Raw genomic sequence first — 23,434 nt, forward strand, 5'->3', positions numbered from 1 at the left:
TTCATTCCCCTTTCTCGAGCCGCACCTCAATGGCGCGCGCGTGCGCTTCCAGCCCCTCGAGGCGGGCAAAGGCGGCGATTTTTTCTCCATGTTGTTTCAATGCGGCTTCACTGTAAACGATCACGCTTGATTTTTTCACAAACTCATCGACGCCGAGACCGCTTGAAAACCTTGCCGTACCGTTCGTCGGCAGCACGTGGTTCGGCCCGGCGAAATAGTCGCCGACCGGCTCGGAGCTGAAGCGGCCGAAAAACATCGCTCCCGCATGGCGGAGCCGGCCGAGCAGCGCGAGCGGTTCTGCCGTCATCACTTCCAAATGCTCCGGCGCCAGTTCGTTCACAACATCCACCGCTTCCTCAAGCGTCTCGGTGACGTAAATGGCGCCATAGTTCTCAAGCGCCGCTTGGGCAATGTCGCGGCGCGGCAGCGTTTCAAGCTGCCGTTCGACTTCGCTCGCCACCGCCATCGCCAATTTCATCGACGGCGTCACCAAAATGGCCGACGCCCGCACGTCATGCTCGGCTTGCGACAACAAATCCGCCGCAATCTCATCCGGTCGGGCCGTTTCATCGGCGAGCACAACAATTTCGCTCGGCCCAGCGATCATGTCGATCGCCACATGCCCGAACACTTCCCGCTTCGCCAATGCCACATAAATATTGCCCGGCCCGAAAATTTTATCAACCGGCCGAATCGTTTCCGTCCCGTAAGCAAGCGCGGCGATCGCCTGCGCGCCGCCGACTTTGTAAATTTCCGTCACGCCGAGTTCATAGGCGGCGGCCAGCACCCCAACCGGGAGCGTGCCGTCTTTGTTTGGCGGCGAGGTGATGACAATCCGTTTCACCCCCGCCACTTGTGCGGGAATGACGTTCATAAGCACAGACGACGGATAAGCGGCCGTCCCGCCTGGCACGTACAATCCGACCGCATCGAGCGGCGTCACTTTTTGCCCGAGAATCGTGCCGTCTTCTTTCGTCATCAACCATGATTCGCGTTTTTGCCGCTCATGGTAGTCGCGAATGTTCGCCGCCGCTTGGCGAATGATCTCAAGCATCTCCGCGCTCATCACCGCATGCGCGCGCTTCATTTCCTCTTCCGTCACCTTGAGCGAATCCAAGCGGACGCCGTCAAACCGTTCTGTATATTCTTTGAGCGCCGCATCGCCGCGGGCGCGCACGTTGGCGATGATATCAAGCACCGCGCGCCGCTGCTCCTCCGTTCCGCTTTCAATCGTGCGCCGCAGCGAAACGCCGCCTCGGATCCGTTCGATTTTCATCGTTCGCTCCCCTTTCTGTGACGTCCATCGGTTTTCGTCCATTGGCAACCTGCTATTTTCCAACGGCGTTGTCAACGCCGCTCCGCCATTCCCGAATCTCCACCAACCCATTCTTCGGAAACCGCCCATTTCCGCTCTGTCACACCTTTTTTCCTACGGCTGGGGAATGACCGCCGCCAATCGGTCGACCAACCGTTCAATGTCCCCGCCGTTTAGCCGGTAGCTCGCCGGGTTGACGATCAGGCGCGACGTCACCTCGGCGATCCGTTCAAGCTCGACAAGCCCGTTTTCTTTCAACGTCCGCCCCGTGGAAACGATGTCCACGATCCGGTCGGCAAGGCCGATCAGCGGGGCGAGTTCAATGGATCCGTTCAGGCGGATGATTTCGACTTGCTCGCCTTGCTCGCGAAAATACGTTGACGCGATGTTCGGGTATTTCGTCGCCACCCTTGGTGCGATTTCGTTCATCTTGGCGCCGGGCAGCCCGGCGACCGCCAAATGGCAGCGGCTGATTTGCAAATCGAGCAGTTCATACACATCCCGTTCTTCTTCCATCAGCACGTCCTTGCCGGCAATGCCCAAATCCGCGACCCCATGCTCGACATAGGTGACGACATCCATCGGTTTCGCCAAAATAAAGCGCATCTGTTCCTCCGCCACCTCGATCACGAGCTTGCGCGACTCGGTAAATTCCGGCGGCAGCTGGTAATCGGCCTGGCGGAGAAGTTCGAGCGCTTCGTCAAAAATGCGCCCTTTTGGCATGGCAATCGTCAGCATCATTCTTCCTCCTTGCTCCTCATCATGTCAAATGCGGCGCTGGGCCTCGAGTACACCGCATGCTCTCCACCGCCATGGGCAGCCTCTCCCGTCCGTTCTTCGCATCCGCTCTGTCCCGCCAATCGCTGCCGTTTTCAACAGCGTCGATGACCAACCGGCGGCCCCTTCTCTGTTATGTTCACTGCCCATCGCGCCCGCTGCGGCCAAGCAAATACACGATCGACCGATAGCGCTGGCTGTAGGCGTCAATATCGCGAATGCCGGCGATATGCTGCAAGACGACGCGCTTGCCTTCCGCCCGTTTCGCTTCGGCCAATTCCACCGCTTCCGCCAGCCGCTCTTGGCTGAACACGATGCATTCGATGTCGCCGCGCACATCCGTTTCCCCGATCGCCTCGATCAAACGGTCGACGCGCAAGCCAAACCCTGTCGCCGGCGCCGGGCGGGAAAACTTCCCAAGCAAATCATCATACCGGCCGCCGTTGCCGATCGGGAATCCCACTTGCTCGGCGTACACTTCAAATAAAATGCCGGTGTAATAGCTCATATGGCTCACGAGCGCCATATCGAGCTTCACCGCTTCGGCCACCCCGTACGTCCTAAGCGCCGCCATGAGCGCCTCCAGCTCATCGGCCGCCCGCCGTCCTTCGTCGCTTGTGACGAGCGTTTTCGCCTTTTCCATCACTTCCGTTCCGCCGCGCAACGCAAGCAAATCCAACAGCCGCTTTTGATCGATCGACGAAAGCGGCCACGACTTCACATGTTCGCGGTAGCCGACGTAATTTTTTTCATACAAAAAGCGGCGGAGCGCGCTCGCCCGCTCTTCATTCCCTAAAATCTCCAAAAACAGTGCGTTCACATACCCAATATGACCGACCGCCACGGAAAACCGGCCCAGCCCTACGCGCTTCAACAACGCCACCATTAAGCTAATGACCTCGGCGTCGGCGGTCACCGTGCCGTCGCCGATCAGCTCGACGCCAATCTGTTCGAACTCCGCCGGCCGCCCCCCTTCGCGCTGCTGGGCGCGGAACACATTGGCGTTGTACGCCAACCGGAGCGGATTGCCGTCTTCATACAACCGCGACGCCGCCACCCGGGCGATCGGCGCCGTCATATCAGGTCGGAGCACGAGCGTATGCCCTTGCTGATCGAGGAGCTTAAACAGCCGATGATCGGCAATCGCCGACGCCGCCCCGACCGTTTCATAATATTCCAACGTCGGCGTTTCGATAAACTCGTACCCCCAGCGCTCAATTTCTTCCGCCATCACCGAGCGCACTTGTTTTTTCAACTCATATAAAAACGGCAGCGTATCGCGCATGCCTAACGGTTTTTCAAACATGAACAGCTTTTTTGCCATGTCCCCACGCCCTTTATCAAAATGCTTTAGTTTGCTAATATGGTAGAGAAGTGAAGTTATTAGTAGTTTACTCCTTTGCGGCCACAGCGTCAAGGGGGGAATGCTTCACAAATAACAAAACGGACAAGATCGCTTCAAAAAAGGAAGCGCTTGTCCATTTCGTTCCATGTCGCATAGGCGATTATCCACACTAATGGAATAAATCCCTAACAAAGTAGAGTACTTATTTAGATTTTCAATCCAGTAGCTATTCCCTTTTGTATCGGTAAAATGGGCAGTAAAATTTGGTCGGTAAGATGAGCCGCCAGCTATATTCACGACCCAACGCACAACCTCGTTTCTATTGTAAGTCAGTTGATTAGTGCTTAAATCCACTTCTAAAGGATAAAACGCAGGAAATACATTTGCTGCCACTGTTTTGTTCGTTCCTATCATTATGCTCACACTTAAAAACCAGTATAGTAACAAAGCCGCGTAATTTGTTCATAGAATGACCACCCTAGTTAATAGCTTAAGCTAGGATTATAAATGGATGTAGACGCCGTCGTATACTCTTCATTGCCGAAACTAACATTTGCAACGATCTCCGCACCCCTTGGCAGCCCAATAGAGATTCCTAGATCCGCAGCCCATGTGTCATGCCCGTACCAAGCCTTAAAGGCAGAATAAGTTGTTGATTTGATTTTTGACTCGTCATTGCCAATTAAATACACATACGTCGTTCCTTTCGCGTCATACGCCGTACTGGTTAAATCATATAGAAAACCTACGCCCGACAGACGATCTTCATCAGTCGCATTATAAATGTTCTTTGTGTCCCAATCTTTTTATCACTTTTTCTGGAAATCTTCATTTTTCCAAACAAAACCCTGCCCCCATTCAATTGGAAGGCGGTTCATTCGTGCGGACTGTTGTCGATCCCACAACAGATGGTGCTCAATAATGAATATTTTGTCTCTTTAATGAATTCGATGTTTCAGTGCTATAATTGTTGGTAAGTGAAAATATTGAAAAAAATTTCTAGATGTCATGGAACTTAAGCATACTTTAAAAATCATGATAGCCGAATCCGACATAAACAACATGGCTGCGATCGCCAAGCATTTGTGACATTTCGTTCATCTATTAATAACAACTCGTTAAGGGCTGTCGACTTTATAAAGGTTTGCGGATTGATGGGGGATGGAATTGCGGTTAGAGATACAAAGTCTCAATGATCGTTTTAACGGAGAGAGGAGAGAAACCATGTTAAAAAAGTTGCATGAGAATAAAGATTTGGTAAGAGCAATGAATAGACAGCTAATGGAACTGCAAAAAATCATTGAGAATATGGACGAAAAGCGGGGAAGAATATTTATTGAGTGGCTTGAAACACAAAACAAATATCTCGTCTGGGAAGAAACATTTGACCCATCTTACCTAAGAGCTTATAAGCGGTCAGAAATCGTTTTAGCGCATTTTGGCTTTAATGTTGGCGCTGAATTCGGCGGCATGCACTATGCTGTTGTCATTCGCGATAGTTCAAAAAACAATCCCGTCGTCAACGTCGTTCCTTTATCTTCGTTAGACGAAAACGAAACAGAACAGGATGTACATAAAGACTCGGTCTTTTTAGGTACGATTGAGGGACTGAACGAAAAAAAGGCAGTGGCCATTCCAAACCAAATGCGCCCTATAAGCAAAATTCGCATTTTCAAACCCAAAAAAGCAAAAGACGGCGTTTTCAAATTAACAAGCGAACAAATGGACTTGATTGACGAAAAAATCCGTAGGATGTACACTAAACTTAGAAAAGATCCAGAAAACCGTTCTTGACACTTCTGTCAAAATGCTTTATTATTTTCTTTGCATGAGATTCGGAAAACAAGCATACGATAAATAATGCCCTTTGAGTTCCTTGAACTCAAGTGCGGCCAAAAATATTTTTCAACTGACCGCCGCATGCGCGGTCCAAAAGGAAAAGCCGCCCCATTTACGGGGCGGCTTTTTACGTGTTTCGCTGACTTTGCATCTTGTGAACTCTCTCTTATCCACCTTCACCGAAAGTTGTTATTCCCATTCTCACCTAAACAGGTTAGACATGAAAAGCCCAATATCGTTTATCATATAGGCATGTACATGCGACGAGCCACACGCAAAAACAAAGACGGAACGACCGTAGCGTATCTCCAGCTTGCTCACAACGAATAGGATCCGAAGGCCAAATGGACGAAAGCGAAGGTGATGGGGATGGGAGGAATTTTGTTTGCCTAGTGATCGTCGAACTCAGGTAAACAATTCCCTCACTTTTTCTGGCCCCTCATTTTTCCAAACAAAAACCCGCCCCCGTTCAATCGGAAGGCGGTTTGTTCGTGCGGACGATGCGCATCGGGCAGCCGGCGGCCATCGCTCCGGGCGGGACGTCTTGATGGACGACGGTGCCAAGAATGCCGCTAACGGCAAGAAACCACTTGCATGTACAAAACTCGATGGTCATCAGCATCGACCGTGATGAACAACGAATCAAACATGTGGCTCAAAAGACGGATCGCTTCCAAGTCTTTTAACTCATCTCTGAACGTCCAACCTTGTGGAAATACCGTGAACACACCTTCTGTTTGGCCAAACGTATGTTGAATGAACGAAATGCAGCGCATGGTGTCGGGATCGATGTGCGTCAGCGGCTTGATTTCGCTCCTTCGTACTTCATAGTGGACCTGGTTTCTCCTGTGCAAATGGACATATCGATGTTCCAGCAATTCCGGTTGTCCAAGGAAATAGAGCTGCCTCACCATGGTGGCAATCATCCCTCTTTTTAACATTGTTTGGAAACGGTGTTTCGAATCCTTTCTTATATGTCGGAGCTGCAAGCGATGGAGTTGATCGTCGATATATACGCCAGAAACGTTATGAAAATGAACCGCAATCTCACGGAAAGCAATGTCCTCCATCTCTCGGTTTGGAATGGGGATAACCGTGACCAATTCAGGCACATCATACAGCACATGCTCGGCAAGGAAAAACTGGGCAAGCGTAGAAAAGGGAGGCTTATCACTGTCCAACTCGATCGGCTGCAGTCGAAATGACTCTTCGTTTCGGTTCGGGTCGATTTGCGGTGGTTGGAAAAACGAACGTTGATACCACTTCATCATAATATTTACATCCTTTTTACGAAATATAGATCCTTTAAAGGCTAGACTCAAGATACCCCATATTTAATTCTAAAAAATCAAAGATCGTTCATAGTTTTAGACAAAATCATTTATTCAAGTTCCTAAAATTATTTTATAATGAAAGTCCTAGATGCAAGGTTGGTAACTCTGTATGCTCCTTTTAGTCCATACACAGTCCCCCATAATTCGGAATAATAAGTACCTGGTCCCACATACATTTCCACTTGACTATATGTCCCCCAGTAAATAAAGTCTCTCTCTCACTATCTACATATATTCCACCAGGTTTATAAATATAAACTGTTGTGGATATGGAGCTAATCACATCGTTAACCAACGTATATTTTGTATTACAAACAGCAACCCCATGACCTCCGTCTCTACAAGTAACGGTCGCACTTCCATATGAACTCGCCTTGTTAGAAATATTTGCATTGGACGACTGAGTTATAAACACTGGGATCAATTCGTACACTGTGGTCACAGAAGATACGTGCGAACTTTCCGGAGTAGAAACAGTAGTAATATTCCCATCACTAGCAGATACTATTGGGGTGCAAAAAAGATTAGATAGTCCAAATAAAAACAAAAACATAAAAACCACTATGTTTTTTACCATCGCATATCTCCTTTCCGTGAAAATGCGCGAACCTTGATGGGCCATTTTCCTGCTCAGATGAAGAGCAAAATTTGCTCATGTGGGATGTTTCTCTAATTGAAAGAGAGTTGGGATGATCCACCTTTTTCGTTAAATCACCGGTCTTCTAGGAGGCAAAATCATGATGGGGTCAGAACATATCATCATGGGAAGAATCCGCTTTTTCTCCAATGAATGAAAGCCGCTCACCTCATATCCTCACATCCTTTCAATCCATTCATTTACTTTAAACTCATATTTCGCAACCTTTGCATAATATACAAAAAAACAACCCGGATATTCGCATAAAAATAATTTTTTATACAAAAATTGTAAAATAATTAATTTTTATTCGGTCAAATCGGGCTTATTTCGAATTTTTATTCAGGGTGCGAAATGTGAGTTTAAACATAATATCTATTTGAATTGTAAAAAAAAAAAAAGAATAATATGTCAACACTTTCCATAACTTTGTCTGACCCCTCATTTTTCCAAACAAAAACCCGCCCCCATTCAATTGGAAGGCGGTTCGTTCGTGCGAACGATGCGCATCGGGCAACCCGCGGCCATCGCCCCGGGCGGGACGTCTTTATGGACGACGGTGCCGGCGGCGACCACGGCGCGGTCGCCGATCACCACACCGGGCAAAATGGTCGAGTTCGCGCCGATCATCACCTCATCGCCGATCACCACATCGCCGAGGCGGTATTCGTCCACTAAATATTCGTGGGCGAGAATCGTCGTGTTGTAGCCGATGACGCAGTTGCGGCCGATGCGGATTTTTTCCGGGAAGAGAATATCCGGCATGACCATAAAGGCGAGCGCCGTTTGCTCGCCGATTTTCATGCCGAGAAACGTGCGGTACAGCCAGTTTTTCAGCGGCAAAAACGGCGTGTAGCGCCCGATTTGAATGATGATGACGTTTTTCAGCACTTTCCAAAACGATACGGTGCGGTACAATTGCCAGAGCGAGTTCGCTCCTTGGACAGGGTATTTTGTCGTTCGTCTCACCGGGAGAACGATTCCTCCTTTCATTCGTTGATGCCAACAATGGCCAACAAATCGCTCATTTTTTCCAGCATATAGTCCGGTTCATATTGTTCCAAATGGCCGCGGCCTTTAATCGCCCAGGCGACGCCGGCCGTTTTTACGCCGGCGTTTTTGCCAGCCAAAATGTCGTGGTAGTTGTCCCCGACCATGAGCGCTTCCGAAGGCGTTGACTGCAACGCCTCGAGCGCTTTATAAATGGGCTCGGGGTCCGGCTTTGGCCGCGTGACATCATCTAGGCCGATGACGCACGAGAAAAACGGTTCAAGCCGCGTTTTTCTTAACCCCATCAGGGCAGTGTCATGCATTTTCGTCGTCACGACGCCGAGGCGGAAGCCGTGGCGGTGGAGCGTTTCGATCGTTTCATACACCGTGTCAAACTCGCGGATCAATTCGTCATGGCGGGCATGGTTGAACGCACGGTACGCCGCCACCATCTCTTCGGCTCGTTCTGGATCAAGCGAGCTGAACGTCTCATACAGCGACGGGCCGATAAACGGCAGAACGTCCTGGCGCTTGTAGCGGCCCGGGTAGTATGTTTCCAGCGTATGCAAAAACGACTGGATGATGAGTTCGTTCGTATCAATCAATGTGCCGTCAAGGTCAAACAAAATGGTGCGAATCGTCATGAAGCGGCTTCCTTTCTAGTCGGATGTTCAAAGCGGCGCCAAACGAACGCCACCGCCATGGTCAACAGCACCGCCGTAATCAAACGGATCAAAAGCAGCGGCCATACGGGAATGCCAAGCGGGACGAAAATGAGCGTATCTTCGACGACTGCGTGGCATGACACGAGAAAAATGAACGCCAGCGTCAAATCGCGCTTCGAGACGCCGTCTTCTTTCGCCGCCTGAATCATCACCCCCGCCCCATAAGCGAGGCCGAACACAAAGCCGGCCGCGAGCGTGAGCGATGTGTTCGGGCTCATGCCAAGCATCTTGGTCGCCGGCGCCATCCAGCGTGAAACCGTCTCGATCCAGTGGCGTTCTTTTAAAATTTGAATGACCGTCATGAGCGGAATGACGATGATCACGAGTTGCACAATGCCGGTGATCGCCTTTTTCAGCGCGGCTAAAGCAACCGCCCCCCAGCCGGACGGAGGAGCGGCTTCGTGCGTGACAAACCCATATTGGGCGATCTCCTGCCCCCCGTCCCATAGATGGGCGATCAACAGTCCCGACACAACGGCCAGTCCGACGCGCACGACGATCATGAGCCAGACGCTCATCCCGGTGCGCGAAGCGACGGATGACTCGACGATCAAGTTATGAGAAAAGGAAAGCATGACAGCTAGAATGAGCACTTCTTTCACTGTAAACTCGATCGTCAGCATCGCCCCGATCGCCGCATACAGCCCGAGCAAGTTGCCGAGCACAAGCGGCACGGCCGCATCGCCTGATAAGCCGAACCATTTCATGAACGGGGTGACAAAGTCAATGAGCCACGAAAACAGCGGCGTCGGCTGCAACAGCGCCAAAAGAAGCGTCACCGGAAAAATGATTTTGCCAAGCGCCCATGACGTCTTCAGCCCGGCGAGCACGCCGCGCTGCAACGTTCCTGCCATGTTCTCCTCTCTCCTTTGCTTGCCTTCATACCGCGGTGCGGCCGAGCAATGATTCTCTTGATACCACACACAGCATCCTTTTTCTCATTTGTCTCGAACCAACCTAAGCCACTATTCATCTTGATACCGCGCGTCCGCCCAGCCTTTCGCCCGGCGCACGATCCAAAGCGCTACGGACAAAACAATGAGCGTCACGGACATCACTTGCGCCGCTCGCAGACTGCCGGCCAGCATCAAGCTGTCGGTGCGCATCCCTTCAATCCAAAAGCGGCCGACGGAATACCAAATCAAATACGACAAAAACAGCTCGCCGCGCCGCAAGTTCACACGCCGCAGCCAAAGCAAAAGACAAAAACCGGCCAAATTCCAAAGCGATTCGTACAAAAACGTCGGATGCCAATAGCGCCCGTCAATGTACATTTGGTTGATGATCCAATCCGGCAAATGCAAATTTTCAAGAAACTGGCGCGACACCGGGCCGCCGTGCGCCTCTTGGTTCATAAAATTGCCCCAGCGCCCGATCGCCTGGCCTAAAATGATGCTTGGCGCGGCAATATCGGCGAGCTTCCAAAACGACAGCCCGCGCGTGCGGGCGAACACCGCGCCCGTCGCCACCGCCCCGATCAAACCGCCGTGAATGGCGAGGCCGCCTTGCCAAACTTTTGGAATCTCGGACAAATGCTTTGAATAATAGTGCCATTCAAACAGCACGTAGTACGCTCGCGCGCAGACAATGGCGATCGGCACGGCAAATAACACGAGATCGACAAACGTCTCTTTCGGCAAGCCGCGCCGCACCCCTTCGCGCGTCGCCAGCCATAGCCCAATCAACACACCGGTGCCGATAATGACCCCATACCAATAAATCGTAATGGGGCCAAGGTGCAAAAACACGCGGTCGAGCGGCTGAATCGTCGATTCCATCGTTTCCACCTCCTATGCTTCATGCAAAACCGAACCCATTCCTCCGACTACAGAAACACGACTGCCCATCAATCGTAATCGTGCGCGCCGTCTTCGATGGCGTCGCTCAGTCGCGCCGAAAACTCCTCAGCCGCGTTGACGCCCATCCGCTTCAGCCGGAAGTTCATCGCCGCCACTTCGACGATGACCGCCAAGTTGCGCCCTGGGCGGACCGGAATCGTTAATTTCGGCAATTCGGTATCCAAAATTTTCACTTTCTCTTCTTCCAACCCGAGCCGGTCGTACTGCTTCTCCGGATCCCAAAGCTCCAAGTCGACGACGAGCGAAATGCGCTTATGCGTCCGCACTGCCCCTGCGCCGAACAGCGTCATCATATTAATAATGCCGAGGCCGCGAATCTCAAGCAGATGCTCGATCAGCTCCGGCGCGCTGCCGACGAGCGTATCTTCATCTTCTTGGCGGATTTCCACACAGTCGTCGGCGACCAACCGATGGCCGCGTTTGACGAGCTCCAGCGCTGTTTCGCTTTTGCCGACGCCGCTTTTGCCAGTGATCAACACCCCGACGCCGTACACATCGACAAGCACCCCGTGCACCGCGGTGGTGGGGGCGAGCTTGCTTTCCAAATAGTTCGTCAATCGGCTTGACAAGCGGGTCGTTTTCATCGTCGAGCGCATGACCGGCACCGACTGGCGCTCAGACGCTTCGATCAGCTCCGGCGGCACTTCCAATCCGCGCGAGACGATGATCCCTGGCGTAATGTCGGTGCAAAGCCGCTCCATCCGCGACTTTTTTTCTTCCGGCGTCAACGTTTCGTAAAACGACAGCTCCGTCCGTCCGAGCAGCTGCAGGCGCTCCGCCGGGTAATAGGCGAAATAGCCGGCCATTTCAATCCCAGGCCGCGACAAGTCGCTCGTCGTAATCGGGCGGTAAATGCCCTCCGCGCCGCTGACGAGCTCGAGCTGGAACTGTTCAATGATGTCTTTCGTCCGCACTTTTGGCATACGTGGCCCTTTCTCCCCTTTCTTCATCTTTTTCCATTGTAACACGTTTCGTTCCGCCGTTGAATGGAAAACATTCGGGGGAAACAAAACAGGGACGGCTCACCCCGTCCCGATCAAGCAGAACCCATCGAAACAAACCAATCATGCCGCCCCCGTTACGACCGGTTGCGCAACGGCTCGATAATCGCTTTTTGCACGAGCAGGTGGAAAAACGACAAGACGATCGAGGCGAGCAGCGCCGTGCCAAAGCCGCCGATTTGAAACGCATCGCCCATCAGTCCTGCGGTCATCATGAGCGTGATGGCGTTAATGACAAACAAAAACAAACCGAGCGTCAACACCGTCACCGGCAGCGTCAACAAGATGAGCACTGGGCGAACGACGGCGTTGAGCACCGCCAAAATCACGCTCGCTAGAAACGCGGCGCCGATGCCGCTGAAGTGAATATCGTCAAAATAGCCGTCAATCGCCATCAGCAGCACGGTATTGATAAACACACCGATCAGCCAATTGAGCATCACATCACCATCTTTTCTGTAATCTTCCGCCTTGAAACGCCATCCTCGACATATCTTGCCTCGAACCGATGGCAATCAGTCATCGTTTTCTTTCAGCGGTGCTGTTGTTTTCTATTTTAACACTTGAATCCCCTTAATGACATTCCAAATCACAACAACGAGGTTCACCGCCCCAGCAACGAGAAAACCAAGCCATACGAGCCCGCCGCCAAAAAGAAGCGATTCCTCGCCCCAATGGCCGAACAGCACCGGCGACGCGGCCAACGCAATGAACAAGAGAATCGTGATGGCCGGAATCAAATGCGACACGAGCGACCGCTTGGCATGGTGTTTGACTTCAAGATCTTCGACAACAAAATAGACGACGATCGGCAAAATGAACGGCGCAAAAAAGACGCTGAAATAACAAAGCGCGGACAACACTTTGTTCGTCGACAATCGGCAATCCCCTTTCCAAGTTTCCTTTACCTGTATATACGACGGCCGCTAGGAAAAGTTTCCTGCCGACGGCAAAAAAAGGCGGCGGCCGCCGGTGCCCCAAGCGGCGGATAAAGCCGCAAAGGCCTTTACACCTTTGCCGCTTCATATCGCTCCTGCATGCGCGCCCGGTCGCGCTCGAGAATCGGTTTCAAGTAGCGCCCGGTGTAGGACGCTTCCACCTCCGCCACCTCTTCCGGCGTGCCGACGGCGACAATTTGCCCGCCGCGGTCGCCGCCTTCCGGACCTAAGTCAATGATGTAATCGGCCGTTTTAATGACGTCCAAGTTATGTTCAATGACAAGCACCGTATCGCCGTTGTCGACGAGCCGGTGGAGCACGTGAAGCAGCCGGGCGATGTCATCGACATGAAGCCCGGTCGTCGGCTCGTCCAAAATGTAGAGCGTCCGGCCGTTTGAGCGGCGGTGCAATTCGGCGGCGAGCTTGACGCGCTGCGCCTCGCCGCCCGAGAGCGTCGTCGCCGGCTGGCCGAGCTTCATATAGCCGAGGCCGACGTCATAGAGCGTCTCGAGCTTGCGTTTGATTTTCGGGATCGAAGCGAAAAAGTCGAGCGCATCTTCGACCGTCATGTCCAGCACCTCGGCGATGTTTTTCCCTTTGTACGTCACCTCGAGCGTCTCGCGGTTGTACCGTTTGCCGTGGCACACTTCGCACGGGACGTACACGTCCGGCAAAAAGTGCATTTCAATTTTGATGATGCCATCGCCATGGCACGCCTCGCAGCGTCCACCTTTGACATTGAAGCTGAACCGCCCTTTTTTGTAGCCGCGCACTTTCGCTTCGTTCGTCGCCGCAAACACCTCGCGGATATCATCAAACACCCCGGTGTACGTCGCCGGGTTCGATCTTGGCGTGCGGCCGATCGGCGACTGGTCGATGTCAATGACTTTATCGAGATGCTCAAGCCCACGAATGTCGCGGTGCTCGCCCGGCTTCGCCTTCGCCCGGTGCAACTTTTGCGCCAGCGCCTTATACAGCACTTCGTTGACGAGTGTGCTTTTGCCCGAGCCCGACACCCCGGTGACGGCGACAAACGTGCCGAGCGGAATTTTGACGGATACATTTTTTAAGTTATGCTCGCGCGCGCCGACCACCTCAAGCCAACGTCCGTCCGGACGGCGACGCTCGGCCGGAATCGGGATGAATTTTTTCCCCGATAAATACTGGCCGGTGAGCGAGTTCGGGTCGTTCATCACTTCTTCCGGCGTGCCGGCGGCGACGACCTCGCCGCCGTGGATGCCCGCCCCCGGACCAATGTCAATCAAATAGTCCGCGGCCAGCATGGTATCCTCGTCGTGCTCCACCACAATGAGCGTATTGCCGAGGTCGCGCATGCTTTTCAACGTCGCGATCAGCCGGTCGTTGTCGCGCTGATGAAGCCCGATCGACGGCTCGTCGAGCACGTACAACACCCCCGTCAGCCGCGAGCCGATCTGCGTCGCCAAGCGGATGCGCTGCGCCTCGCCGCCGGAGAGCGTTCCTGCCGAGCGGCTGAGCGTCAAATAGTCGAGGCCGACGTTTTGCAAAAAGCCGAGCCGGTCGCGAATTTCGCGCAAAATAAGGCGGGCGATTTGCGCCTCTTTTTCGGTCAACTCGAGCCCGTCAAAAAAGGCGAGCGCCTCAGTCACCGACATGGCCGCCACTTCGCCGATATGTTTGCCGCCGACAAGGACGGCGAGGCTTTCTTTTTTCAACCGGTGTCCTTGGCATGTCGGACATGGTTGTTCCGCCATATACTTTTCCATCTGCTCGCGGATGTAGTCCGAGCTCGTCTCGCGATAGCGACGCTCGACGTTCGGAATGACGCCTTCAAATGCGATGTATTGTTCGCGCACTTGACCAAAATCGTTCGTATAGCGGAAATAAATCGGCTCACCGCCGCTGCCGTACAAAATTTTATCCAGCTGCTCTTTCGGCAAGTCTCTGACCGGCACGTCCATCGGGATGCCGTAATGGCGGCACACGGCTTCGAGCAGCTGCGGGTAATATTGCGAGCTTTGCGGCTCCCACGGAGCGATGGCGTGTTCTTTTAACGTCAGCTCATCGTTCGGGATGACCAAATCCGGATCCACTTCGAGCTTCGCCCCGAGCCCGTCGCAGTCCGGGCAGGCGCCGAACGGACTGTTGAACGAAAACAGACGCGGTTCAAGCTCCCCGATCGAAAAGCCGCAGTACGGGCAGGCATGCTTTTCGCTGAACAGCAGCTCCCCCTCGCCAATCACATCGACGACGACTTTGCCGTCAGCGAGCTTCAGCGCCGTCTCAAGCGAATCGGCAAGCCTGGCGGCGATGCCGTCTTTGATGATGATGCGGTCGACGACGACATCAATCGAATGTTTTTTGTTTTTTTCGAGCTCAATGTCTTCGGTCAACTCGCGCATCTCGCCGTCAATGCGGACGCGCACATACCCTTGCTTGCGGATGTCTTCGAGCGTCTTGGCGTGCGTTCCTTTTCTCCCCGAGACGATTGGGGCGAGAATTTGCATTTTCGTCCGCTCCGGGTAAGAGAGCAGCCGGTCGACCATTTGCTCGATCGTCTGCGATTGGATTTCAATGCCGTGCGTCGGGCAGAACGGACGGCCGATGCGGGCGAATAGCAGCCGCAAATAATCGTAAATTTCCGTCACCGTGCCGACGGTTGAGCGCGGGTTGCGGCTCGTCGTTTTTTGATCGATCGAAATGGCCGGCGACAATCCTTCAATCGCATCGACGTCCGGTTTTTCCATCTGCCCTAAAAACTGGCGGGCATAAGCCGACAGCGATTCGACATAGCGCCGCTGGCCTTCCGCGTAAATCGTATCAAACGCCAACGACGACTTCCCCGACCCGGACAGCCCGGTCAAGACGACGAGCTTGCCGCGCGGGATTTCGACGTCAATGTTTTTCAAGTTGTGGGCGCGCGCCCCTTTGACGATAATTTTATCCATTCCGTTCACCCGGCCATCACCCTTCCGCTTTCAATTCGAAAATGATATCGCGCAGCTGGGCGGCCCGCTCGAAGTCGAGCGCTTTGGCCGCCTCTTTCATTTCCGCTTCGAGCTTTTGAATCAGCTCTTCCCGTTCCTGTTTCGTCATCGTCGCCGCCGGCTTCGCTTCGTACGTTCCCGTCTCCTCCGCCGCGTACGTCGCGCGGATGACATCACGAATGTCCTTTTGAACGGTGCGCGGCACGATGCCGTGCTTTCGGTTGTACTCTTCTTGAATCGCGCGGCGCCGCTTCGTCTCTTGAATGGCGATTTCCATCGATTTCGTGATCGTATCGGCGTACATGATCACATGGCCGTTCGCGTTGCGCGCCGCCCGGCCGATCGTCTGAATGAGCGAGCGCTCCGAGCGCAAAAATCCTTCTTTGTCGGCATCCAAAATGGCGACAAGTGACACTTCCGGAATGTCGAGCCCCTCGCGAAGCAAGTTGATGCCGACCAGCACATCGTATTTGCCGAGCCGCAAATCGCGGATAATTTCAATGCGCTCGAGCGTCTTAATTTCCGAATGCAAATACGCCACCTTGATCCCCGCTTCTTTCAAATAATCGGTCAAATCTTCCGCCATTTTTTTCGTCAGCGTCGTCACCAACGTCCGCTCGTTTCGCTCGACGCGCTCGCGAATTTCGCCGATCAAATCGTCGATTTGCCCCCTTGTCGGGCGGACGTCGATCGTTGGGTCGAGAAGCCCCGTCGGACGGATGATTTGTTCGACAACGCCCGGGCTGTGCTCGAGCTCGTACGGCCCTGGCGTAGCCGAGACGTAAATAATTTGATTGATTTTTTGCTCGAACTCTTCAAACGTGAGCGGCCGGTTGTCAAGCGCCGACGGCAGGCGGAAGCCGTGGTCGACGAGCACTTGCTTGCGCGCCCGGTCGCCGTTGTACATGCCGCGCAGCTGCGGCAAGGTGACGTGCGACTCATCAATGATGATCAAAAAATCGTCCGGAAAATAGTCAAGCAATGTATACGGCGTCGAGCCCGGGGGCCGCAGCGCCAAATGGCGCGAGTAGTTTTCGATGCCGGAACAAAAGCCCATCTCGCGCATCATTTCAAGGTCATAGCGCGTCCGCTGCTCAAGCCGCTGCGCCTCGAGAAGTTTCCCTTGCGCGCGCAGTTCGGCCAGCCGCTCCTCAAGCTCTTGTTCGATGTTTTGAATGGCCAGCCGCATTTTCTCCTCGCGCGTCACGAAGTGGGACGCCGGGAAAATGGCGACATGCTCGCGCTCGCCGAGCACCTCGCCGGTTAAGGCGTCCACCTCGCGGATGCGCTCGATTTCATCGCCGAAAAACTCAACGCGAATGCAATGCTCATCGCGCGACGCGGGGAAAATTTCGACAACATCGCCGCGGACGCGGAACGTGCCGCGCCGAAAATCGATGTCATTGCGGTCGTATTGGATGTCGACAAGCCGCCGAAGCAACGCGTTGCGCTCGATCTCCATCCCAACGCGCAGCGATACGACCAGTTCGCGGTACTCTTCCGGCGACCCTAAACCGTAAATGCACGACACGCTGGCAACGATAATCACGTCCCGGCGCTCAAACAAGGCTGATGTCGCCGAGTGCCGCAATTTGTCGATTTCATCGTTGATTTTCGCGTCTTTTTCAATGTACGTATCCGTCTGCGGCACGTACGCTTCCGGCTGATAGTAATCGTAATAGCTGACAAAATATTCGACGGCGTTGTGCGGGAAAAACTCTTTCAGCTCGCTGTACAATTGGCCAGCGAGCGTTTTGTTGTGGGCGATGACGAGCGTCGGTTTGTTTACTTGGGCGATCACGTTCGAGATCGTAAACGTTTTGCCCGTCCCCGTCGCCCCAAGCAGCGTTTGATGCTTCACCCCGCGGCGCAGGCCGTCAACGAGCTTGGCAATCGCCTGGGGCTGATCGCCTTGCGGTTGGTAAGACGATACTAATTGAAAACGGTCCTCCACCGTCGCTCCCCCTTCTCCATACCATCTTTCCCCATTGTATCACATCGCTATGATCAATGCATCAAAAATGCGAACTCATATTCGTACCAATCCACTCAGCGTTTTCCATCGCTTCGCACCGAAAAACGCGAAAAAGCGGACCCATTCATACCCAAGGTCCGCGTCTTCGCTCCGTTCCATTTCGACAATCCGAGGTTCAGCCGGCGATGCCTTTTTCCAAAAACAGACGGTTGAACCGACAGCGCCGCTTCATTTTTGCTTCAGATGGTCGAGCATGCGGCCGGCCCAAAGAAAGCCGGCGATCGTCGATGCGATGTCAGCAACGATTTCATGCAGCTCGTCCGTATAGCCTTTAAAGTAGGAAGCGACAAGCAGCGCAACGGTCAACAGCACAGCGATGTACCGATTGTACGTCACCCGCGCAAACAACAGCACCAATAGGCACGGAATGATGAGTGCCGCCAAAAACCACATGGTCCATTCTCCTTTACGAAACAGCTTCAGACGCTGATGCGTGCCGATCACGGACGAACAGCAGCCCGAGTTCATGATGCTCATCCTCATAGAGCGCCCCTTGGACGAAGCGGACTTCGCCGTTATGTCCGACGACATCCAACTTGCAGAACGCGCGGTTGCGCTGGAGCGCCTCGTAAAACTCGGTTTCACTCCGCACCGGGACGCCGTTTGTTTTGATGATGACTTCCCCGATGCCTAGCCCCATTTTTTCCGCTTTCGAGCCGGGAAGCACGCCGACAATCACCAAGCCGTGCGGATGGCGGGCAAAGCGGGGCGGGCGGGCGCGGTCGGCGCGATGCCCGGAAAGCGCGATCCATTCGCGGCCGATGATGGCCATAGCCCCCGCCGCAACCGCCAGCGGTGGATACCATATGCCGGAAGCGGCCAATAGGGCGACAACGAACGCCAGCCGAACAACAAGCCGCCCCTCCGCGCGCGCCGCTTCCGCCGGCAGCATGTGCTGCCGGCGCTGGGAAAAGCCGAGAAGAAACGGCACGAGCCAAAACGAATAGCCGTCTCCCGTCGAAACGAGCGGCCACCAGGAAGCCGGCGGCAGCGCGCCGCCTGATACTGGCAGCACAACCGGCACAAACCAAAGGCGCTGCGCCCATTGCAGGCCGACCGTCATCCCCCGCTTGCTTTTCGCAAGCTGCGGCGAGGCCGCCTCGTTTCGCGTGCGGATGATAAGCCATCCTTCCGAAAGCAGCAGCAACGCAAGCCACACCGCCAAAGCCGGCGCCGCCGCCATGCCCTCCGGCAGCCAGCCGGCCAACATCCCGCTTCGTTCCGCCAAACCGAACACGAGAAGCGCGCCGCCAACCGTATAAGCAGGCGACAACAAACGCGCTTCCATCGTCAAACTAAAGAGCACCGTCAGCACCGTCACCGTCCAAACCGCTTCCTGCGGCACCGCGATCCCGATGCCGACGGCCGCCGCCGACAACACCGCTCCAGCCATCCATCCCTTCGTCCAAAGCCCGCGCCACTCTTGCCATAGGCTGTAGACGCGCACATGAAAATCGCGGCGCTCCCGCTTCACCCGCCGCCAACCGACGGCCAAAGCGAGCGCGGCGCCATAATAAAGAAGCGGCTGCCGCCAAACCGACGCGACGCCCTCAAGCCATTCCAGCCACCATGTTGCCATCCGCTTCACCCCTTGCGTCGTTCATCATTCTTTATCTTCTATTCTACCAAATGGCATGGCCAATTCCCATGCCCACAGCCATCTTTTTTCGCCAATGGCGAATCTTCGCTGTTTTCCACTTTCTTTGCCGAATCAACACTAGTTTTGTCGGCCGGGAAGGATTTTCAAAGATGCAGAGGAAAAAGTATAAACAAGACGAAACAAGGAGGAGTGAAACGATGGAATTGAAAACGTCCGACGTCGCTGCTCGCCTTGGTGTATCGCCGAAAACGATCCAGCGCTGGGTGCGCAAATACGACATTACGCTGCGGAAAAACGAGGCCGGCCACTACTTGTTTGATGAAAAAACAGTCGCCTTGCTCGAACGGGTCAAATTTGAACAAGGCGCCGCCATGGAAGCGCCTCCGACGCCGAAACGCCCTCCGACGCCGCCGCGGAACAACGTTCCCATTGACGCCTTATTTGGATCGATCGAACCCGAAATCGCCCGCGTCTCCTCGCGCTTGGACCAGCTCGAACAGCAACTGGAGCAAAAAGCAGATGACGTCGTCTCCATTCAACTGTTGCATCACCGCCAAGAAATGGAAGAAATCGCCGCCCGCCTCACTGCGTTGGAGCAGCTTGTCGCCCGCCTTGAACAGCAGCTGAATACCCGTCCCCCTGCTCCCCATGAACCGCCGGAAGAGCCGAAACAGAAACGGCGCGGCCTTGGGCGGGTGATGGGGTTGTTTGCCTAACGGTTCCATCCCCCCTGCTTGACGCAGGGTGTTTTTTTGGTTGCTTCTTTCCCCTTTTTTTCTCCCCTTCACCACTTCTTTACGATTTTTTTATTCTTTTTTAATCGCAGCGGTTTATAATGGATCATGTTGTGCAATCTTCCCGTACGGGAAAGGAGGGCGCGCGAGATGGAACAAAAGGAACGAAAAGCGGTCGCCATCGCGTTCATCGTATTGGCTCTATACCTTTCTCCGCTGTACATTTTAGGCGAACACGCCCATATTCGCGTGCACGACAATATGGATTCGAACATCGCCTGGTATCGCGTGCTCGTTCGCAGCGGCCAACTATTTGGCCCAATCGATGCCGTCATCCCGCAAGTGATCAACGGGTTGCCGCGCAACGCCTTCGGCACCGAATTCAGCGGCATCGTTTGGCTGCACGCTTTGTTTCCCTCCATGGTGGCGTACGCACTCAGCCAGACGATCACGAGGGTATTCGCCTTTTTGGGCATGTATTGGCTGCTCAGGCGCCACTTTTTGCCTTCACCGGAATCATGGCTCATTCGCGTCGGGGCGGCGCTTGCTTTTGCGCTGACGCCGTTTTGGCCGTCCGGCATGTTAAGCACGCTCGGCATGCCGCTGGCGCTTTGGGCGTTTCTGTCGATCCGCAACGGAGAAGCGACATGGAAAGAATGGCTTGCGATCATCTTGCTTCCGTTTTACGCCAGCTTTGTGCTCGGATTTTTCTTTTTCCTCGCCGCGATGGCGGCGGTGTGGCTGTTCGACGGCGTTGTCCGCAAGCAGTGGAACAAGCGGTTTTTCGCCGCGATCGCCCTGATGACAAGCTTGTTTTTGGCCATCGAGTACCGCCTCGTGTACTCGCTTGTCTTCAGCGGCGAACCGACGAGCCGGAACGAGTTCCTCTCCTCGCGGCTCAGCTTCGTCCACTGCCTTCGTTTAACGTTGAAAAACTATGTGCTCGGCCATACGCATGTGATGACCGTTCATGGACCGATCATCTTGCCGGTGCTTTGGGCGGCGTTTTTTCTCGTTTTGCGCCGCCGTCAGCGCGGGCCATTGGAGCGGCGCTTCCTTTTGCTGTTTTGGTTGAACATCGCCTTATCGGCTTGGTATGCGTTTTGGTTTTACAAAGGGTGGCAGCCGCTGAAAGAACGGATTTCGCTTTTGAATACGTTCAATTTCGCCCGCTTCCATTTTTTGCGGCCGATGGTCATTTACGTCGATTTTGCCTTGGCCTTGCAAATCCTAGCCAAGGACCGGGCGGCATGGCGGCGCCTCGTGCCGACCGCTTTGGCGCTGCAGCTGCTTTTGCTTGGCGGGTTCAACGAGGAAATCCGCTATCGCCTCGCTGGCACGCCGTCGTTCGAGCAGTTTTATTCAGAACATTTATTTACAGAAATCAAGCAATACATCGGCAAGCCTGTATCGTCCTACCGCGTCGCCAGCGTTGGGATTCACCCGGCCATCGCCCAATATAACGGGTTTTATACGCTCGATACGTACAACAATTTTTACCCGTTATCGTATAAGCGGAAGTTTCGCCGCATCATTGCCAAAGAATTGGACAAAAGCCCTGTGCTGAAAGACTATTTCGACCATTGGGGCAACCGTGTCTATTTGTTTTCGGCAGAGCTCGGGAAACATTACATGTTCACGAAACGCTCGCATAAAGTCATTCGTCATTTCGAGATCGACACAAAGGCGTTCAAACAGCTTGGCGGCAAGTACATTTTTTCCTCCGTCCCGATCATGAACGCCCGCGACATCCATCTCCGCTTCTTGCAGGCGTTCACCGATCGACAGTCAGTCTGGAAAATTTATGTATACGAAGTGGAGTGAAAGGGAGGCAAGAAACATGGTGGACAAACCATTGTTAGCCATCGTCGTCCCATGCTACAACGAAGAAGAAGTGTTGCCGGAAACGGTCCGGCGGCTGACCGCTTTGCTTGAGCAGCTGCTCGAAGAAGGAGCGGTCGCCATCGGCAGCCATATCGTTTTTGTCGACGACGGCAGCCGCGACCGGACATGGGCGCTCATTGAAGAAGAAAGCGAGCGCAACCCGTTTGTCTCCGGTGTGAAACTCGCTCGCAACGTCGGCCATCAGCGGGCGCTGCTCGCTGGGCTCGAAACCGTTCGCGCGTACGCCGATTGTGCCGTGTCCATTGACGCCGATTTGCAAGACGATGTGGAGGCGATCCGCGAATTTGTGCAAAAATACCGCGAAGGGTATGACATCGTGTATGGCGTGCGGCGGAGCCGAAAGACAGACACGTGGTTCAAGCGTACGACCGCCCAAGCCTTTTATCGGTTCATGCAGGCGCTCGGAATTAAGCTGATTTACAACCACGCCGATTTCCGTCTGATGAGCAAGCGGGCGCTCGATGAACTGAGCCGTTACACGGAAGTCAATCTCTTTTTGCGCGGGTTGATTCCGCTCGTCGGCTTCCGCTCGACGTGCGTCTTTTACGACCGGCATGAGCGGTGGGCTGGACAGTCGAAATACCCGCTCAAAAAGATGCTCGCCTTCGCCTTTGACGGCATCACGTCCTTGAGCGTCGCACCGATTCGCGCCATTACGCTCATCGGTTTTTTGGCCTTTCTCATCAGCGGTGCGGCCGGGCTGTACGCCCTGATCGTCAAATGGCTTGGACACGCCGAATCGGGCTGGACGTCGCTCATGATTTCCGTTTGGTTCATCGGCGGGCTGGTGCTCATGAGCCTCGGCCTCATCGGTGAATACATCGGCAAAATTTATCAAGAGGTGAAACGGCGGCCGCGGTTTGCGATCGAAAAAACCGTGCAGCTGCCGCTTCCGTCAGAAAGGGAGAAAACGCCGGCCCGCTTGTAGGAAGGCATAGGTGATCCAAAACCGAAAAGGTCGGACGGATCAATCGGATCCGCTTGAACATCCCCTGCTTTCACTTGCGGCCTGGCAACAGCAGCCTCCTTCGATTCGAGATGTTAAAAAGAAAGGGTGCCCCAAAAGGATCGGGACACCCTTTCTTATTACCGTATATAGGCATAAAGCTATCACTAAGAAACAATATGTTGTGTTTTGTTTAAGGGGTTTTGACCTTTTGGGTCAGCCCCCATAGCCATCAAGTTAAGAAAACAGGAATAAATATATGCCTGATTTGACCATCCTTTTGAAGACCTCATAATGTCTTAGAAAGGGTGGTTTTTTTGAAGACGTCCTTATCTCTCCGAGAAGAATGGCATTGTTTTTTAGACGGATTAAGAAGCGTGTTATCGTGCGAAGAACTTGAACATATGGCCCGAGATCATCAATTTATTCAACGAAAGGGGAAATTACGCGCCCATGATTTTGTGGCACTTTGCACATTTCTCCAGGAA

At 53.8% G+C, this 23,434-nt stretch carries 19 protein-coding genes and 1 pseudogene; 5 read left to right on the top strand and 15 right to left on the bottom strand.

Annotation, left to right across the window (positions count from 1 at the left end):
• Position 1 precedes the first annotated feature (1 nt).
• The 3 genes from hisD to B1A75_RS10305 all read right to left on the bottom strand — a co-directional run bounded on the left by hisD (position 2) and on the right by B1A75_RS10305 (position 3,416).
• Positions 2-1,276 (bottom strand): histidinol dehydrogenase, encoded by a 1,275-nt coding sequence (hisD, locus tag B1A75_RS10295; RefSeq protein ID WP_074043075.1) that lies wholly within the window; start codon positions 1,274-1,276, stop codon positions 2-4.
• Between the two features lie 153 nt (positions 1,277-1,429).
• On the bottom strand, positions 1,430-2,053 hold the full coding sequence (gene hisG, locus B1A75_RS10300) for an ATP phosphoribosyltransferase (RefSeq protein ID WP_074043076.1): 624 nt from the start codon (positions 2,051-2,053) through the stop codon (positions 1,430-1,432).
• 178 nt (positions 2,054-2,231) lie between these two features.
• Complete coding sequence (locus tag B1A75_RS10305) at positions 2,232-3,416, bottom strand: ATP phosphoribosyltransferase regulatory subunit (protein WP_074043077.1); 1,185 nt, start codon at positions 3,414-3,416, stop codon at positions 2,232-2,234.
• A 1,245-nt stretch (positions 3,417-4,661) separates the two neighbouring features.
• Here B1A75_RS10305 and B1A75_RS10320 point away from each other — a divergent pair.
• Complete coding sequence (locus B1A75_RS10320) at positions 4,662-5,231, top strand: type II toxin-antitoxin system PemK/MazF family toxin (protein WP_074043078.1); 570 nt, start codon at positions 4,662-4,664, stop codon at positions 5,229-5,231.
• A 617-nt stretch (positions 5,232-5,848) separates the two neighbouring features.
• Here the strand turns inward: B1A75_RS10320 and B1A75_RS10330 are convergent.
• The 12 genes from B1A75_RS10330 to B1A75_RS10390 all read right to left on the bottom strand — a co-directional run bounded on the left by B1A75_RS10330 (position 5,849) and on the right by B1A75_RS10390 (position 19,340).
• Entirely contained in the window at positions 5,849-6,547 is a 699-nt protein-coding gene (locus B1A75_RS10330) for a hypothetical protein (protein WP_074043079.1), read from the bottom strand.
• Positions 6,548-7,718: 1,171 nt separating this feature from the next.
• On the bottom strand, positions 7,719-8,216 hold the full coding sequence (locus tag B1A75_RS10340; protein ID WP_079936164.1) for an acyltransferase: 498 nt from the start codon (positions 8,214-8,216) through the stop codon (positions 7,719-7,721).
• Between the two features lie 20 nt (positions 8,217-8,236).
• Entirely contained in the window at positions 8,237-8,881 is a 645-nt protein-coding gene (gene ppaX / locus B1A75_RS10345; RefSeq protein ID WP_074043080.1) for a pyrophosphatase PpaX, read from the bottom strand.
• Positions 8,878-9,816, bottom strand: a complete 939-nt coding sequence (locus B1A75_RS10350; protein WP_074043081.1) for a nucleoside recognition domain-containing protein — start codon at positions 9,814-9,816, stop codon at positions 8,878-8,880. The genes ppaX and B1A75_RS10350 overlap by 4 nt, the downstream gene beginning before the upstream one ends.
• A gap of 111 nt (positions 9,817-9,927) precedes the next feature.
• The gene (gene lgt / locus B1A75_RS10355) at positions 9,928-10,740 is read right to left on the bottom strand and encodes a prolipoprotein diacylglyceryl transferase (protein ID WP_074043082.1); all 813 of its coding nucleotides are present in this window, start codon (positions 10,738-10,740) and stop codon (positions 9,928-9,930) included.
• Between the two features lie 68 nt (positions 10,741-10,808).
• Positions 10,809-11,744 carry an HPr(Ser) kinase/phosphatase gene (gene hprK / locus B1A75_RS10360; RefSeq protein WP_033004901.1) on the bottom strand — a complete coding sequence of 312 codons (936 nt, stop codon included), beginning with the start codon at positions 11,742-11,744 and terminating at the stop codon, positions 10,809-10,811.
• A gap of 155 nt (positions 11,745-11,899) precedes the next feature.
• The gene (locus tag B1A75_RS10365) at positions 11,900-12,262 is read right to left on the bottom strand and encodes a phage holin family protein (RefSeq protein WP_011232553.1); all 363 of its coding nucleotides are present in this window, start codon (positions 12,260-12,262) and stop codon (positions 11,900-11,902) included.
• A gap of 111 nt (positions 12,263-12,373) precedes the next feature.
• Positions 12,374-12,700, bottom strand: a complete 327-nt coding sequence (locus B1A75_RS10370) for a magnetosome magnetite crystal formation protein family (protein WP_074043083.1) — start codon at positions 12,698-12,700, stop codon at positions 12,374-12,376.
• Between the two features lie 128 nt (positions 12,701-12,828).
• Entirely contained in the window at positions 12,829-15,687 is a 2,859-nt protein-coding gene (gene uvrA, locus B1A75_RS10375) for an excinuclease ABC subunit UvrA (RefSeq protein WP_074043145.1), read from the bottom strand.
• Between the two features lie 16 nt (positions 15,688-15,703).
• Positions 15,704-17,680, bottom strand: a complete 1,977-nt coding sequence (gene uvrB / locus B1A75_RS10380; RefSeq protein ID WP_074043084.1) for an excinuclease ABC subunit UvrB — start codon at positions 17,678-17,680, stop codon at positions 15,704-15,706.
• A 249-nt stretch (positions 17,681-17,929) separates the two neighbouring features.
• Positions 17,930-18,154, bottom strand: coding sequence for a CsbA family protein (locus B1A75_RS10385; protein ID WP_062898922.1), 225 nt, complete (start codon positions 18,152-18,154; stop codon positions 17,930-17,932).
• A 13-nt stretch (positions 18,155-18,167) separates the two neighbouring features.
• Positions 18,168-19,340 carry a PDZ domain-containing protein gene (locus B1A75_RS10390; RefSeq protein WP_062898923.1) on the bottom strand — a complete coding sequence of 391 codons (1,173 nt, stop codon included), beginning with the start codon at positions 19,338-19,340 and terminating at the stop codon, positions 18,168-18,170.
• Between the two features lie 218 nt (positions 19,341-19,558).
• On the opposite strand from B1A75_RS10390, the gene B1A75_RS10395 reads away from it, so the two are divergent.
• The 4 genes and pseudogenes from B1A75_RS10395 to B1A75_RS19350 all read left to right on the top strand — a co-directional run.
• Complete coding sequence (locus B1A75_RS10395; protein WP_079936159.1) at positions 19,559-20,077, top strand: MerR family transcriptional regulator; 519 nt, start codon at positions 19,559-19,561, stop codon at positions 20,075-20,077.
• 168 nt (positions 20,078-20,245) lie between these two features.
• Complete coding sequence (locus tag B1A75_RS10400) at positions 20,246-21,919, top strand: DUF6044 family protein (RefSeq protein WP_074043086.1); 1,674 nt, start codon at positions 20,246-20,248, stop codon at positions 21,917-21,919.
• Between the two features lie 16 nt (positions 21,920-21,935).
• The gene (locus B1A75_RS10405) at positions 21,936-22,928 is read left to right on the top strand and encodes a glycosyltransferase family 2 protein (RefSeq protein ID WP_074043087.1); all 993 of its coding nucleotides are present in this window, start codon (positions 21,936-21,938) and stop codon (positions 22,926-22,928) included.
• Between the two features lie 335 nt (positions 22,929-23,263).
• Positions 23,264-23,434: pseudogene (locus tag B1A75_RS19350) on the top strand (IS4-like element ISGka3 family transposase); the annotation flags it as partial.

It is taken from the genome of Geobacillus sp. LEMMY01, from assembly GCF_002042905.1.
In the GTDB taxonomy this organism is placed as follows: Bacteria; Bacillota; Bacilli; order Bacillales; family Anoxybacillaceae; genus Geobacillus; species Geobacillus proteiniphilus.